General features: G+C 42.5%; 15 protein-coding genes. 12 read left to right on the top strand and 3 right to left on the bottom strand.

Annotated elements, in window-relative coordinates; all coding sequences use genetic code 11:
- The first annotated feature begins 78 nt into the window (after positions 1–78).
- Both CGC64_RS10310 and rpiB read left to right on the top strand, forming a co-directional pair.
- The gene (locus CGC64_RS10310) at positions 79–2,088 is read left to right on the top strand and encodes a transketolase family protein (protein WP_005677861.1); all 2,010 of its coding nucleotides are present in this window, start codon (positions 79–81) and stop codon (positions 2,086–2,088) included.
- On the top strand, positions 2,088–2,522 hold the full coding sequence (gene rpiB, locus CGC64_RS10305; protein WP_005677860.1) for a ribose 5-phosphate isomerase B: 435 nt from the start codon (positions 2,088–2,090) through the stop codon (positions 2,520–2,522). The genes CGC64_RS10310 and rpiB overlap by 1 nt, the downstream gene beginning before the upstream one ends.
- Before the next feature lie 623 nt (positions 2,523–3,145).
- On the opposite strand, the gene CGC64_RS10300 is transcribed toward rpiB, so the two are convergent.
- Positions 3,146–3,625, bottom strand: coding sequence for a DUF456 domain-containing protein (locus CGC64_RS10300; protein WP_005677859.1), 480 nt, complete (start codon positions 3,623–3,625; stop codon positions 3,146–3,148).
- A 289-nt stretch (positions 3,626–3,914) separates the two neighbouring features.
- On the opposite strand from CGC64_RS10300, the gene CGC64_RS10295 reads away from it, so the two are divergent.
- The 10 genes from CGC64_RS10295 to CGC64_RS10245 all read left to right on the top strand — a co-directional run bounded on the left by CGC64_RS10295 (position 3,915) and on the right by CGC64_RS10245 (position 12,693).
- Positions 3,915–4,196 carry a tetratricopeptide repeat protein gene (locus CGC64_RS10295; protein ID WP_005677857.1) on the top strand — a complete coding sequence of 94 codons (282 nt, stop codon included), beginning with the start codon at positions 3,915–3,917 and terminating at the stop codon, positions 4,194–4,196.
- 53 nt (positions 4,197–4,249) lie between these two features.
- Positions 4,250–4,477 carry a 4Fe-4S dicluster domain-containing protein gene (locus tag CGC64_RS10290; protein WP_004297419.1) on the top strand — a complete coding sequence of 76 codons (228 nt, stop codon included), beginning with the start codon at positions 4,250–4,252 and terminating at the stop codon, positions 4,475–4,477.
- Positions 4,478–4,488: 11 nt separating this feature from the next.
- Positions 4,489–5,571 carry a 3-methyl-2-oxobutanoate dehydrogenase subunit VorB gene (locus CGC64_RS10285; RefSeq protein WP_005677854.1) on the top strand — a complete coding sequence of 361 codons (1,083 nt, stop codon included), beginning with the start codon at positions 4,489–4,491 and terminating at the stop codon, positions 5,569–5,571.
- Positions 5,572–5,767: 196 nt separating this feature from the next.
- Positions 5,768–6,532 carry a thiamine pyrophosphate-dependent enzyme gene (locus tag CGC64_RS10275; RefSeq protein ID WP_005677852.1) on the top strand — a complete coding sequence of 255 codons (765 nt, stop codon included), beginning with the start codon at positions 5,768–5,770 and terminating at the stop codon, positions 6,530–6,532.
- Between the two features lie 20 nt (positions 6,533–6,552).
- The gene (locus CGC64_RS10270) at positions 6,553–7,095 is read left to right on the top strand and encodes a 2-oxoacid:acceptor oxidoreductase family protein (protein ID WP_005677849.1); all 543 of its coding nucleotides are present in this window, start codon (positions 6,553–6,555) and stop codon (positions 7,093–7,095) included.
- 121 nt (positions 7,096–7,216) lie between these two features.
- Positions 7,217–9,268: a putative porin gene (locus CGC64_RS10265; RefSeq protein ID WP_005677847.1), complete on the top strand. Its 2,052-nt coding sequence runs from the start codon at positions 7,217–7,219 to the stop codon at positions 9,266–9,268.
- 17 nt (positions 9,269–9,285) lie between these two features.
- Entirely contained in the window at positions 9,286–10,122 is an 837-nt protein-coding gene (locus tag CGC64_RS10260) for a transporter substrate-binding domain-containing protein (protein WP_005677846.1), read from the top strand.
- A gap of 69 nt (positions 10,123–10,191) precedes the next feature.
- Complete coding sequence (locus CGC64_RS10255; protein WP_005677845.1) at positions 10,192–11,178, top strand: Gfo/Idh/MocA family protein; 987 nt, start codon at positions 10,192–10,194, stop codon at positions 11,176–11,178.
- A gap of 194 nt (positions 11,179–11,372) precedes the next feature.
- The gene (locus tag CGC64_RS10250) at positions 11,373–11,843 is read left to right on the top strand and encodes a nucleoside deaminase (protein ID WP_005677844.1); all 471 of its coding nucleotides are present in this window, start codon (positions 11,373–11,375) and stop codon (positions 11,841–11,843) included.
- Between the two features lie 40 nt (positions 11,844–11,883).
- A complete protein-coding gene (locus CGC64_RS10245; protein WP_005677843.1) occupies positions 11,884–12,693 on the top strand; it encodes a hypothetical protein in 810 nt (269 codons plus the stop codon).
- A 120-nt stretch (positions 12,694–12,813) separates the two neighbouring features.
- On the opposite strand, the gene CGC64_RS10240 is transcribed toward CGC64_RS10245, so the two are convergent.
- On the bottom strand, positions 12,814–14,463 hold the full coding sequence (locus CGC64_RS10240) for an OmpP1/FadL family transporter (RefSeq protein ID WP_005677842.1): 1,650 nt from the start codon (positions 14,461–14,463) through the stop codon (positions 12,814–12,816).
- A gap of 34 nt (positions 14,464–14,497) precedes the next feature.
- Positions 14,498–15,802: a hypothetical protein gene (locus tag CGC64_RS10235; protein WP_005677841.1), complete on the bottom strand. Its 1,305-nt coding sequence runs from the start codon at positions 15,800–15,802 to the stop codon at positions 14,498–14,500.
- Positions 15,803–15,876: the final 74 nt, after the last annotated feature.

Genomic DNA, 15,876 nt, shown 5'->3' with positions numbered 1-15,876 from the left:
GCACTTTAGGATTGTTAAATCCACATAAAGAGTTATCTTTGCCAACAATCTGACAGAAATCAATTAATTTTTAATGATATGAACGATAATAAACTTATGAATCGTGCAGCGGATAACATCCGTATTCTCGCTGCTTCAATGGTTGAAAAAGCCAATTCCGGTCATCCGGGTGGTGCCATGGGTGGTGCTGACTTTATAAATGTACTCTTTTCTGAGTTTCTAGTATACGATCCTGAAAATCCCCGCTGGGAAGGACGTGACCGTTTCTTTCTCGATCCGGGTCACATGTCTCCCATGCTCTATTCCACATTGGCATTGACAGGTAAATTCACATTGGATGAATTGAAAGAATTCCGTCAATGGGGAAGCCCTACTCCGGGACATCCTGAAGTAGACATCATGCGCGGTATAGAAAATACTTCCGGTCCGTTGGGGCAGGGACACACCTTCGCAGTAGGTGCCGCTATTGCTGCCAAATTCCTCAAAGCCCGGTTCAACGAGGTGATGAACCAGACAATCTATGCTTACATCTCCGACGGTGGTATCCAGGAAGAAATTTCTCAAGGTGCCGGACGCATTGCCGGTGCACTGGGTCTGGACAATCTGATTATGTTCTATGACTCCAACGACATCCAGCTTTCTACCGAAACGAAAGATGTGACCGTTGAAGACACTGCCATGAAATATGAAGCATGGGGCTGGAACGTACTTAGCATCAACGGTAACGATCCTGACGAAATCCGTGCCGCTATCAAAGAAGCACAGGCTGAAAAAGAACGTCCGACGCTGATTATCGGTAAAACTGTAATGGGTAAAGGTGCACGTAAGGCAGACGGCAGCAGCTACGAAGCCAACTGTGCTACTCACGGTGCTCCGCTCGGTGGCGACGCTTATGTAAATACAATCAAGAACCTGAATGGTGATCCGGCCAACCCGTTCGTCATTTTCCCGGAAGTAGCCGAACTGTATGCCAAACGTGCAGAAGAACTGAAGAAAATCGTAGCAGAAAGATATGCAGTAAAAGCCGAATGGGCAAAAGCAAATCCTGAACTGGCCTGCAAACTGGAAGCTTTCTTCTCCGGAAAAGCTCCGAAAGTAGACTGGTCTGTTATCGAACAAAAAGCAGGTGGCGCAACCCGCGCAGCCTCTGCAACTGTATTGGGAGCACTTGCTACACAAGTAGAAAACATGATTGTAGCTTCTGCCGACCTTTCCAACTCCGACAAGACGGACGGTTTCCTGAAGAAAACACATTCTTTCAAGAAAGGTGATTTCAGTGGGGCATTCTTCCAAGCCGGTGTATCCGAATTGTCAATGGCTTGTATCTGTATCGGTATGTCACTTCATGGGGGTGTTATCGCTGCTTGCGGTACCTTCTTCGTATTCTCCGATTACATGAAACCTGCCGTACGTATGGCTGCCCTGATGGAACAACCGGTGAAATTCATCTGGACACACGATGCATTCCGTGTGGGTGAAGACGGTCCTACTCACGAACCGGTAGAACAGGAAGTACAGATCCGTTTAATGGAAAAACTGAAAAACCATAAGGGACACAATTCTATGTTGGTACTCCGTCCGGCAGATGTAGAAGAAACCACAATCGCATGGAAACTGGCTATGGAAAATATGTCTACTCCGACAGGATTGATTTTCTCTCGTCAGAACATCGCTAATCTTCCGGCTGGAACTGATTACGAACAAGCCACCAAGGGTGCTTATATCGTAGCTGGTTCAGATGAGAACCCGGACGTTATCCTGGTAGCTTCCGGTTCGGAAGTTGCTACACTGGTGGCCGGCACTGAATTACTTCGCAAAGACGGTATAAAGGTACGTATCGTATCTGCTCCTTCCGAAGGGTTGTTCCGTAGCCAGCCTAAAGAATATCAGGAATCAATCCTTCCGTCAGAAGCTAAAATCTTCGGTCTGACTGCCGGTTTGCCTGTCACTCTTCAAGGTCTGGTAGGTTGCCACGGTAAGGTTTGGGGATTGGAATCTTTCGGTTTCTCCGCTCCTTATAAAGTATTGGATGAGAAACTTGGATTTACTGCTGAAAACGTATATAACCAAGTAAAAGCAATGCTCTAATGAAAACAATCGGATTAGCATGCGACCACGCCGGTTTTGAACTGAAAGAATATGTTCGCGGCTGGCTGGAAGCAAAAGGCTGGGCTTACAAAGACTTCGGAACAAACTCTACCGCAAGTGTAGACTATCCGGACTATGCTCATCCGCTGGCCCTTGCAGTAGAATCGGGTGAATGTTATCCCGGTATCGCTATCTGCGGCAGTGGAAACGGAATCAATATGACGCTGAACAAACATCAGGGAGTTCGTGCTGCACTCTGCTGGAATGCAGAAATAGCGCACCTCGCCCGTCAGCACAATGACGCCAATATCCTGGTAATGCCGGGTCGTTTCATCAGTACTGAAGAGGCGGACATGATTCTGACAGAGTTCTTCTCCACACAGTTTGAAGGGGGACGCCACCAGAACCGTATAAATAAGATTCCAATAAAATAAGCCTGAAAAGACTTACAAAATAAGGCAGCTATTATTATTCGGGGGATCACCTCAAATAAAATAGCTGCCTCTATTTTTTTTGAATAATCCAAGCGTATATCCGGGAAATATGTATTCAATATTTACCACTTAAATATCCCCAAAACATTCATTTGTTTTTTCGCTTTCATAATCCATTGAAAATAGTTTATCCTTCATACACAAACTTTTTTTAAGTTTATAATAAAAACATTCATCGTTTATTATAAACGGGTATAGAGTTTATTATAAACTTTCAAAAGGCATTGCAGTAGCTTATATTAGAATTTACACAACAAAAAAGGCTGCAAAACCTGTAATAGATTGCAGCCTTAAGCCTTTGAAGGGATTAGTTATACCCTAAATTCCAGAAGTATCACCTAGGACATCTGTTGTAATATTACACTTTATTATAATTAAATATAGACGCTTATATGGATTACTTCCTTTCATTTTCAAATTTTAATTTATAGTTTTACTGCACGTTACTTCTACAAATATACAACATAAAAATGCGTTTGTCAAGTCCTTTTCATTACTGACTGCATACTTGATGTAGAAAAAGAAACGCTTAGCGTACAAAAACACTGTTTTTTCTATCAGTATCACTTGATAAATCCGAGGATAAACTGATAGCAAAAGTAACCGCAGACAACAAACTTCAACAAAGTGCCCAGTATAAATCCGATTAATGAGCCTACTCCTGATTTGAGTGCTTGCGAGAACTCTTTATTGCCAAGCAATTCACCAATCACTGCTCCCAGAAACGGACCGAGAATAACACCCCAAGGCAAGAAAAGAAGTCCGACAAGGGTCCCGATTATACATCCCCAATTTCCCCATTTACTGCCACCGCTATACTTACTGCCAAGCATCGGAGTAAAGTAGTCCAACACCTGCACCACGGCTACAATCAACAGCCAGATTATCAACTGTGTCGGAGTATAGTGTACCTTATCTGTAAAATGAAGAAATACCAGTCCCAAATATGCTATGGGAGGACCGGGGAGGAACGGAAGCACACAGCCGGCCAACCCGGCTATCATGCAGAGGGCGCTTACTATAATCAGAATAACATCCAGCATAACCTATCTTAGTTTAATATATGCACAAAAATACGGTATCTTTCAATATATACAAGGACATATCAAAACTTTATATCATCCTTACCTCTTCACTTTCTTCCGTACCTTTGTAATCTACTGTGACCTACAACCACCCCAAACGTGAAATACAGGTCAATCAAACCACTTTTAATTATTTATTCATCTAATATGCAATAAACTCAAAACGTTGCAAATTTCCGTCCACGTTTGCCCCATTTACATAAATAAAAACTATCTTTGCGTTTCAGAATCCCGAAAGACGAAAGAAATGGAGCAAATAGACAACCTAAAAGAGCTTATCAATCAAGGGGACGTGGACACAGCGATTGAGCAATTGGACCAGCTTCTCCAAAACACTTCTGTCGAAAAAGAGAAAGATACTCTTTACTATTTACGGGGAAATGCCTACCGGAAAAAAGGAGATTGGAAACAGGCACTGGATAATTACCAGTTTGCCATTGATATCAATCCGGAAGGTCCTGCCGTTCAGGCAAGAAAAATGGTAATAGATATCCTCAACTTCTACCACAAGGATATGTTCAATCAATAAAAGATATGTTTAATCAGTAATCGAACTCAAAGATAACGTAATAAATAAAGATTATGGCAAAAATCAAAGGAGCAATCGTAGTCGACACGGAGCGTTGCAAAGGATGCAACCTGTGCGTAGTGGCGTGTCCGCTCGATGTAATCGCCCTCAACAAAGAGGTCAATATGAAAGGCTATAACTATGCCTGGCAAGTGAAAGAAGATACCTGCAACGGATGTAGCTCGTGTGCAACGGTTTGTCCGGACGGATGTATATCTGTGTATAAAGTAAAAGTAGAATAAAAGAAAAGAATATGGCAGAAGAAGTTGTATTAATGAAAGGAAACGAAGCTATCGCCCATGCAGCTATCCGTTGCGGTGCGGACGGTTACTTCGGTTATCCTATTACTCCCCAATCGGAAGTGTTGGAAACGCTTGCCGAACTGAAACCGTGGGAAACAACCGGCATGGTAGTACTCCAGGCGGAAAGTGAAGTGGCAGCTATCAATATGGTATATGGAGGCGCAGGTAGCGGAAAAATGGTGCTGACGTCTTCTTCAAGTCCCGGTGTAAGTCTGAAACAGGAAGGAATCTCCTACATCGCAGGTGCCGAACTTCCTTGTCTGATTGTCAACGTAATGCGTGGCGGTCCCGGACTGGGTACTATCCAGCCGAGTCAGGCAGATTATTTCCAGACAGTAAAAGGCGGTGGCCACGGTGATTACAAATTGATTGCTCTTGCTCCGGCGTCCGTACAGGAAATGGCGGATTTCGTTGCGTTGGGATTCGAACTGGCATTCAAATACCGTAACCCGGCTATCATCCTCGCCGACGGTGTGATCGGGCAAATGATGGAAAAAGTGGTTCTTCCGGCGCAGAAACCACGCCGTACGGAAGAAGAAGTGATAGCACAATGCCCATGGGCTGCTACCGGAAAAGCTAAAGGCCGTAAGCCGAACATTATCACTTCTCTGGAACTGAAACCGGAGGCTATGGAAATAAACAATCTCCGTTTCCAGGCTAAATACCGTGAAATTGAAAAGAACGAAGTACGCTTCGAAGAAATAAACTGCGAAGATGCAGAATATCTGATTATTGCTTTCGGTTCAATGGCACGTATCGGTCAAAAAGCCATGGAGCTGGCACGCGAAAAAGGTATCAAAGTAGGTATCCTCCGTCCTATCACATTATGGCCGTTCCCGACAAAAGCAATTGCTGCTTACGCTGACAAAGTGAAGGGTATGCTTGTTACAGAACTGAATGCCGGACAAATGATTGAAGATGTCCGCCTGGCTGTGAACGGTAAAGTAAAGGTAGAACATTTCGGACGTCTCGGCGGTATTGTTCCCGACCCGGACGAGATTGTAACTGCTTTGGAAGAAAAAATAATCAAATAACGAAACGATGAATCCTGATAAAATAAGAAACGTACTGAACATCCTTTTTATGATATTGGCTCTTGCGGCTATTATCACCTACTTTGTTGTAGGAAAGGAAGACTTTAAAATGTTTATCTACGTATGCGGCGCGGCAATCTTTGTCAAGCTAATGGAGTTTTTTATACGGTTCACCAACAGATAAGGAGAAGAAGTTATGACTAAAGAAGAAATAATCAAACCCGAGAATCTGGTTTACAAGAAACCGACTCTGATGAACGATAATGCCATGCACTACTGCCCGGGTTGCAGTCACGGCGTGGTACACAAGCTCATAGCCGAAGTGATAGAGGAAATGGGCATGGAAGATAAAACGGTGGGAATCTCTCCGGTAGGATGTGCAGTTTTCGCCTACAATTATCTGGACATTGACTGGCAGGAAGCAGCACACGGACGTGCGCCTGCTGTGGCAACTGCCGTGAAACGCCTATGGCCGGATCGTCTCGTTTTCACATACCAGGGTGACGGTGACTTGGCTTGTATCGGTACAGCCGAAACGATCCACGCATTGAACCGTGGCGAGAATATCACGATTATCTTTATCAACAATGCAATCTACGGTATGACCGGCGGACAAATGGCGCCGACTACACTGGTGGGAATGAAAAGTTCCACTTGTCCTTACGGACGTGACGTCGAGCTCCACGGTTATCCGCTGAAAATCACCGAAATCGCTGCCCAACTGGAAGGAACAGCTTACGTAACCCGCCAGTCCGTACAATCCGTACCGGCGATTCGCAAGGCGAAGAAAGCGATCCGTAAAGCATTCGAGAATTCAATGAGCGGTAAAGGTTCTAACTTAGTGGAAATCGTTTCTACTTGTAGCTCAGGCTGGAAGATGACTCCGGAGAAGGCTAACAAATGGATGGAAGAACATATGTTCCCATTCTATCCGCTAGGTGATTTAAAAGATAAAGAATAACGCTAAAAGTCAACAGAACAATGAAAGAAGAAATAATTATAGCAGGATTCGGTGGACAAGGCGTATTGTCTATGGGTAAGATCCTGGCTTATTCGGGGCTAATGGAAGGCAAAGAAGTAAGCTGGATGCCGGCATACGGTCCCGAACAACGCGGTGGAACAGCCAACGTTACAGTAATTGTAAGCGACGACAAGGTTTCTTCACCCATTTTGAGTAAATATGATACTGCTATCATTCTGAACCAGCCTTCACTCGAAAAGTTTGAAAATAAGGTGAAGCCCGGTGGTATCCTGATTTATGACGGTTACGGAATTATCAACCCTCCTACCCGCAAGGATATCAAGGTATATCGTATCGATGCCATGGACGCAGCCAACGAGATGAATAACGCCAAAGCATTCAACATGATTGTACTTGGCGGTTTATTAAAACTCCGCCCGATTGTGACATTGGAAAATGTAATCAAGGGATTGAAGAAAACTCTTCCGGAACGCCATCACCACTTGATTCCGATGAACGAAGAAGCAATCAAGAAAGGTATGGAATTAATCCGTGAGGTTTAATTAACAGATAATGTGCAATGGATAATTGATAATTATTAGCTACGTATAGTACGTATGCAACATAATTTTCAATTATCCATTATCATTAAATCAATTAAAGTAAGTATCTTTGCCTCCAATTATGAGACGAATCTTACTATTATATATATTACTTTCCGTTGTAGGGCTGACAACTGTCCATGCACAGTTTAATCCCGGTCGTCAACAAATCGACGAAAACGGATATGACCAATACGGTAACCAGGTAGACCCTGCAATGATTCCGGACAGACTGGATAGTGCAAACGTTGAAGTAAAGGGATTACCACCTACCTTATATATGTGGCGGATCAAAAACCAGCTGGGCGACCGGACGATAATCCCTGCCGACACCGCCTATCACCACTTTCAGAACACGAATCTCACGGAAGGAATCACCGGACATTACAATTATCTCGCCAATATGGGGTCGCCCCGTATGTCACGCATCTTCTTTGACCGCCGTTATCCGGAGCCGACCATTTTCATGGAACCTTTTTCCAGTTTCTTTGTCCGTCCCACAGAATTTAATTTTACGAACAGTAACGTTCCCTATACCAATCTGACGTATCATAAAGCCGGTAATAAGGTAAATGGAGAAGAACGTTTCAAATCCTACTTCTCTGTAAACGTAAACAAGAAGTTGGCCTTCGGTTTCAACATTGATTATTTATACGGACGGGGATACTACAACAATCAGAATACTGCATACTTTAACGCTGCAGTTTTCGGCAGCTATATCGGAGACAGATATCAGGTGCAAGGAATATACAGTAACAACTATCTGAAGACTAATGAAAACGGAGGTATCACCGATGACAGATATATCACCGCTCCGGAGGAAATGGCCGAAGGACGAAGGGAATACGAATCAACCAACATTCCTACTGTATTGAGCGAAACAACCAACCGTAATCATGACTTTTATGTATTCCTGACTCAACGTTATAATCTAGGATTCAAACGTGACATTCCGCAGGCGGAAAACGACACGACTCCCGCCAAACAGGAGTTTGTACCGGTGACGAGCTTTATACACACCATTCAGGTAGAACGGGCACGCCATGGCTTCAATTCTTATGACGAAGTAGCGGACGGATATTATCAGAACACATATTTTGATAAGGACAATAAAGCGTTCGTAAGAGACAGTACTACTTATGTAGGAATCAAGAATACAATCGGCATCGCTTTACTGGAAGGTTTCAACAAATATGCAAAAGCCGGATTGACCGCATTCGCTTCTTACAAAATCAGTAAATATACGCTGATGAATAAGGACGGAGGACCATTACCCGACAAATACAATGAAAACGAGATATTCGTCGGAGGAGAGTTATCCAAACGGGAAGGGAATATTCTTCACTATCACGCAATCGGTGAAGTGGGACTTGCAGGAAAAGCAATCGGACAGTTCAATGTAAAAGGAGATATAGACCTGAATTTCCCGTTATGGAAAGATACCGTCAGCCTTATTGCCCGCGGTGAGGTCAGCAACCAGCTTGCACCTTTCTATATGCGTCATTACCATTCCAAACATTTCATGTGGGATAATGATATGGATAAGGAGTTCCGTACACGTATCGAAGGGGAACTAAGTATTGCACGCTGGAAAACCCGGCTAAGAGCGGGAGTAGAAAACATCAAGAACTATACGTATTTCAACCAACAGGCAACGCCCGAACAGAAAAGCGGAAGCCTTCAAGTATTATCGGCAAGCCTCAACCAGGACTTCAAGCTCGGAATCTTCCATTTAGATAATGAAGTAACCTGGCAGAAATCCAGTGACCAGACTGTGCTGCCCTTGCCCGATCTTTCTTTGTATCATAACTTTTATATGCAGTTTAAATTAGCAAAGAAAGTGCTTAGCGTGCAATTAGGTGCCGACGTGCGATATTTCACGAAATACAATGCACCCGCCTATATGCCGGCTATCCAAAATTTCTACCTGCAACCGGAAGAAGGCAAAGTTGAGATAGGCGGTTATCCGATTGTGAATGTCTATGCAAACCTGCATCTGAAACGTACACGTTTCTATGTGATGATGTATCACGTGAACCAAGGAATAAGCAGACCTGATTATTTTCTGTCTCCTCACTATCCTATCAATCCACGCGTCCTGAAATTCGGACTTTCATGGAATTTCTATGATTAACAAAACCTTTATGGCTTATGGAGACACGCCCGAAACTGAGACTATTCAGATATTTAGTGCCTGTTATCATTATATTGGCACTTATTTTCACTTTCCGATATTGCGGAAAACAAGAAAAACCCTTAGGGCATCCGCGTGATTATGCCGCCATTGCCAAAGAAGGAATACTACGTGTAGCTACCGAATACAACTCAATCAGTTTTTATGTGGACGGTGACACTATCTCCGGCTTCCATTATGAACTGATACAGGCCTTTGCCCGTGATAAAAGACTGAAAGCAGAAATCACCCCAGTCATGAGTTTCGAAGAACGGCTGAAAGGACTGAGTGAAGGGCGTTATGATGTTATTGCTTATGGAATATTGGCGACTAGCAAATTAAAAGATTCCCTGCTTCTCACCTCTCCCATTGTCCTCAACAAACAAGTCCTGGTTCAACGCAAAGAGAATGGAGAAAACGATTCACTTTATATCCGTAACCAACTGGATTTAGCCCGGCGGACACTTCATGTCGTAAAAGGTTCGCCTTCTATCTTGCGTATTCAGAACTTAGGAAATGAAATCGGAGACACCATTTACATAAAAGAAATAGAAAAATATGGCCCCGAACAATTGATTTCACTAGTAGCACACGGAGACATTGACTATGCAGTTTGTGACGAAAGCATTGCACGGGCAGTAGCGGATTCCTTGTCGCAGATTGATATCAATACGGCTATCAGCTTTACACAGTTCTACTCATGGGCAGTCAGTAAGCAATCCCCCGTTTTACTCGATAGTTTGAATACGTGGCTGGATAAGTTCCAAAAGAAATCAGAATATCAAAAGATTTATAAAAAATACTATAATCAATAAAGTTGCTCTTGACAAAAAATAGTTTTATCTTTGGGCTTTGTTAAAACAGACACAATAGGTATTACAATTATGAGTGAAAAGATAATTAAATGGGGATTCATCGGTTGCGGCGAAGTCACCAAAACGAAAAGTGGTCCTGCTTTCCAAAAAGTAGAACATTCGGAAGTCGTAGCTGTAATGAGTCGCGACGGTGCAAAGGCAAAAGCCTATGCCAAAGAAAGAGGTATCAAGAAATGGTATGACGACGCACAGGAACTGATAGACGATCCGGAAGTAAATGCTATATATATCGCCACTCCTCCTTCTTCTCATGCTACTTATGCTATTATGGCAATGAAAGCAGGTAAGCCTGCATACATTGAAAAGCCAATGGCACAGACATACGAAGAGTGTACCCGTATCAACCGTATTTCGCAAGAAACAGGCATTCCTTGTTTCGTTGCTTACTACCGACGTTATCTCCCGTACTTCCAAAAAGTAAAAGAGCTTGTAGAAAACGGTTCTATCGGTAACGTTATCAATGTACAGATACGTTTCGCACAGCCACCACGCGACCTGGACTATAACCGTGAAAATCTTCCCTGGCGTGTACAAGCGGACATTGCCGGAGGCGGTTACTTCTACGATCTTGCCCCGCATCAGATAGATTTATTGCAGGATATGTTCGGTTGCATTCTCGAAGCAAATGGTTACAAGAGCAACCGCGGAGGACTTTATCCCGCCGAAGATACCTTAAGTGCCTGTTTCCAGTTCGACAACGGATTGGTAGGTAGCGGTTCCTGGTGTTTCGTAGCGCACGACTCGGCCCGCGAGGATCGTATAGAAATCATCGGAGACAAAGGAATGATTTGTTTTTCTGTCTTCACCTACGAACCTATCGGACTGCATACCGAACGCGGACGCGAAGAAATCTGTATCGGTAACCCGGAACATGTACAACAGCCTCTTATCCAAGCGGTGGTAGACCATCTATTAGGTAAATCCATCTGTTCCTGCGACGGTGAAAGTGCCACACTGACCAACTGGGTTATGGACAAGATTCTCGGAAAGCTTTAAACGGATATTTCCTACCGTTTTATCAGTATTCAAGATCCCGAACTTTATCCGTTCTCTTTCGGCGTCTGCTGGTACTGGTAGAAAATTAAAGGAAATCGTTCCTTGGTATATTGTTAGTTTTTTCTATCTTTGTAGAAAGATGTTATTTCTGAAAAGAAGTAAATAGGATAAAACTAACAATATTTTTTATTGCCATGACTAAAGAAGAACTAATGCGGAAAGCAATAGAGCTTTCAAAAGAAAATGTCGAAAATGGTGGAGGCCCTTTCGGTGCTGTTATCGCCACCAAAGAAGGAGTGATCGTCGCTACCGGTGTAAACCGCGTCACAACGTCTTGTGATCCTACTGCACATGCCGAAGTTAGTGCAATACGTGCCGCAGCCGCCAAACTGGGAACATTTGATCTTAGCGGATATGAGATATACACCTCCTGCGAACCTTGTCCCATGTGCTTGGGTGCTATTTATTGGGCACGACTGGACAAGATGTACTACGGTAACAACAAAACCGACGCCAAAAATATCGGTTTTGACGATTCTTTTATCTACGACGAACTGGAACTGAAACCAGAAGACAGAAAACTTCCCTCCGAAATTTTACTACCCAATGAAGCTATTACCGCCTTTGAGGCTTGGGCAGCCAAAGAGGATAAAATAGAATATTAGATTTCTCTTTTCTATTATTAACTAATTAACAACCCTGCAAATGAAAAGAAAAAACCTTCTAGTTTTTCTAACAGCAGCATGCCTGTTTGGTTGTCAACAACAAGACAACCTGCAAGACCCCAGTAAAGAAGCTATCGACTTCTCTACTTCTATCGACAACCAAAGCATCACTGACTTGCTTACTCGTAACAGTGCCGCTTTATCGCTTCCCGTAAAGAATAGCTTCTCAACTGGAGATGTAATCTCAATGTCAGTTTCCAATCAAGACTATCTTCCGTTTGCCCTAGGCGTAGATAGTCAGACATGGGACGAGATAGACACAGACGTTGAATCTGTTACATTCTATGCTCATTACCCCGAATTGACTGACGAAGCTGCTACTAGAGCATTGGGAAAACGTTACCGCAGTATAAAGGGAGGAAAAGAACATCTATTCGGAATAGCTCAAGCCATTCGCGGAACTAAAAACGTAGCCTTAAAGTTCAAACGAATGACTGTACCCGTCATCTTACTTGACGAGGACGGCAGACCGTATAACGGTAAAGCAAGTATCAAACTTCGTTTGAGAAACAGAGGTATTCAAGATCTTTTTAACGGAAAGGTTGAGTTGGACAAGAGCGCGGAAGCCGAGGATATCAATATCAAAAAGGTATCTGACGGAGAATTAACCAACTTAATTCCACAAGAAACGATCAAAGCTGGAGAAGTAATTGGAGAAGTATCCATAGAGGGAGAAAAACAAGAAATCGTAGCAAATCAGGATGTTGAAGTAAGTGCCGGAAATGCGATTGTCATGAGGTTCGCCCGCAACCGTGTCATCTTTGACGGACACACTCCATTGCGTAGATAACGCAGACAAGTAAAAACGAACATAAATAAAAATCCCTGGAACTGCCGTAGACACTCAGCATTCCTGGGATTTTTCACACACAAAAGTTATTATTGAAATTGAAAACTGTTCTTAATTAGTTTAGAAGCGCATACCTACGGTTAATAGTACTTGACTACGTGTATTAGTTACTTTAGTGGCCGGAGGAGTTACCATAGTCCACTCACCTTGAGTTAACTCAAATTCATTATAAAATGGATAAAAGTTCTCTTTATATGTAGACAACTGATAAGCTAAATCTGCATAAAACATTTTTCCTCTATATCCTATTCCTAATGTATAATTACTCTGTGATCTCTTATTAGAAAAATCAGTATCAGTTATAAGAGAATTGGAAGGAATATATTTCACAGCCTCATCTCTAAATACAGCAGAACTATAATTATATCCTAAACGAAAAGCAAACTCTGGAATTACCTTATACTCAGCTCCAATACGGAATGTATGTTCACCTTTCAAACAGTTCTTTACTTCAGCATTCTCAAATTCCATATCCCCACCGCCATCATTACTTGAATACTTAAATTTCATTGTAGAATAATCTTCATATTCATATTCCGCACCTAATGCTAAAGAAGTTCCGACAGTATATCCTAAACTAACGTTATATTTCCATGGTGTTACCAATCGATAATCCCGCTTCATATCTCCTACATAATCATAGGTATCTACAATTATACGTTTTAATTCATCAGTATTTGCATCTCTATAATCATTGGTTACTATTGCACTCGTAGAATATGTTAACTTATAGAAAGTTGGGGTGTGCACTGCAAAACCTATACGAAATGGAGAATATTCAAATGGACGAAGGATTAATCCCATTTTTACATCAAACCCAGAACCTGAGATATTGTTATAACTTTCAAGAGAATAACCTTCTCCTCTTTTATATGATTCATCATACCCAGAATATTTATCATAATCCACATCATAGGCCCCAATGGTCAATCCTAAATATACACGATCATTTATATTAAAAGATACATTAAAATCATACTGATCAATTCCCCCCTTTTCTCTTGAATTAAAAACAGAAGAAGGCTCTACCGGCAGAAAAGGAACATATAAATCTGGTTCATTATCAATCCGATCTCTTTCTGTCAGACCTCCTTGATACCCCAAAGCCCCAAGCCATCCAGCATCAGGATCTGAGAATATCCTATTTGCATTATCAAAATCCAAGTGCTGCCTAGAATTATCCCAAACATATCGTTCTGCATCAGTTGCCTGTAAAGCCATAGAATTAGTTTGAGAAACATAATATGGAGATCCCGGATTACTAGGATTCTCAACTACTCCCATCATCCCCGACATCGACATATTTTTATAAAAAGATTTAGAACGCTTATAATTAAATCCAAAATTTACATAACGTAATGGAGTCTGATTACCTATTTTAGTAGCAAAAACAACTCCTATATTATCAAACGACCATCTATTCTTATCTATAGTTGATTTTTGACCTTCATATTTACTCTCCATTCCATAAGCTGAATAACTAAATGAAGTCATTACATCATTACTCCGATAGATACCAATACCAGCAGGATTTGTCCCCATTGTAGTTATATCTCCACCTAATGCCCCCATCGCACCACCCATTCCTACAAAACGAGCTGTACCATTCAAATCTTTATCTGCTATTTTGACACCATCATATACAGATTGTGCACTAACGGCTCCTATCACAAAAGATAAAGTATATATTACTGTTATAATCTTCTTCATAATCTAAATTAATCATATTAATACTATCTTCTAATTATCTTCTACTACTCCTACTAGAAGAACCGCCTCCTGAACGGGACGAACTACCGCCACCTGAATAACTACCGCCACTTGAACGAGAACTGCTACTGCTGGCTGGAGAATAACTTCTAGAAGATGAAGAAGAACGGTTACTATTATAGTTACTACGAGTGCTTTCCCTCGAATAAGTACGTGATGGAGAAGCAGAACTACCTCTATTATATGTCGAACTGGATCTTCTTGAAGAAGGAGAATATGTAGATGAACTACGAGCACTACTTCCGCGGGAACTATTATAAGAACTAGCACGAGTAGAGGTGCGAGTACTTGTCCCACTACTACGAGTACTACTTGGACGGGTATATGTACTTCTTCTTGAGGAGGATACATCTGAACGAGTAGATACTCCAGAACGTATGGATTCACTTCTTGAACCAACTACTCGCCCCGTTGAGACACGACCTCCAGAAGGTACGCTAGTAGTCCTACGTACTTGCGAACGACCATAATCTGAACGACGAGAAGTAGAAGAACTATATCTACTAGGAGCATATGAACGGCGACCCGTATAAGTGTTGCGTGCCCAATGGCTTCCACCACCCCAGCCCCAGCTAGGACCGCCGTGCCAATAGTGATGATGTCCCCAATAGCCACCACCATACCAACCACCCCAGTAGCCACCATACCAGCCGCCCCAGGAACCCGGGTAATATCCCCAAGAGTAGTAAGGACGATTCCAGCCCCAGCCATAATTCCAACCCCAACCGTAAGAACCATAACGCCAATCCCACCAAAGCGGGTTACTGAACGTCGGGAACGCATAAGCATACATGCCGTCGGTATATACGTTCCAGTCCCAGGAATTCGGTCCGTAAACTACGTCCCAATATAACGGGCTGCTAATGCTAATAGCAAAACGCGGATTACGGAAACGGATGATACGTTCTGCGTACTCATAATCTTCCTGTGTACCGTCAAATTCGCCGGTCACCCATTCTCCATCCAAATCCGGATTAGATTTTTCTTTTATATATAAGGTATCATTGTCCATTACGAACTCATTATCACGTGCATCGTAACGGCGATTATATTCATCCACATCCCGTGTTTTTCCCTTACGGTCCTGAACAACTACGGTAGTACCCGGTGAAGTATAGATGTTGGTCACCTGTTGTTTCGTTTCCTTCTTAACCGGAGTTTCTTTCTTCTCCTGTTTATCTTTGGAAGGTACGAAGTAAAGGTCGTCATCAACGCTTTGTGCCAGCAAGCCTATCGGTAGGCACAAGGCAAATAGCAAGAAGTAAACAATCTTTTTCATATCATCTCGGTTTATGTAATTACTTAAACTTATTCACATTACAAAGATAAGGAAGAGATTTTTCGTCCGAAGGA

The organism is Bacteroides caccae, assembly GCF_002222615.2.
In the GTDB taxonomy this organism is placed as follows: domain Bacteria; phylum Bacteroidota; class Bacteroidia; order Bacteroidales; family Bacteroidaceae; genus Bacteroides; species Bacteroides caccae.
The sequence above is the reverse complement of the archived record's forward strand: the minus strand, read 5'-3'. Positions and strand labels throughout refer to the sequence as shown.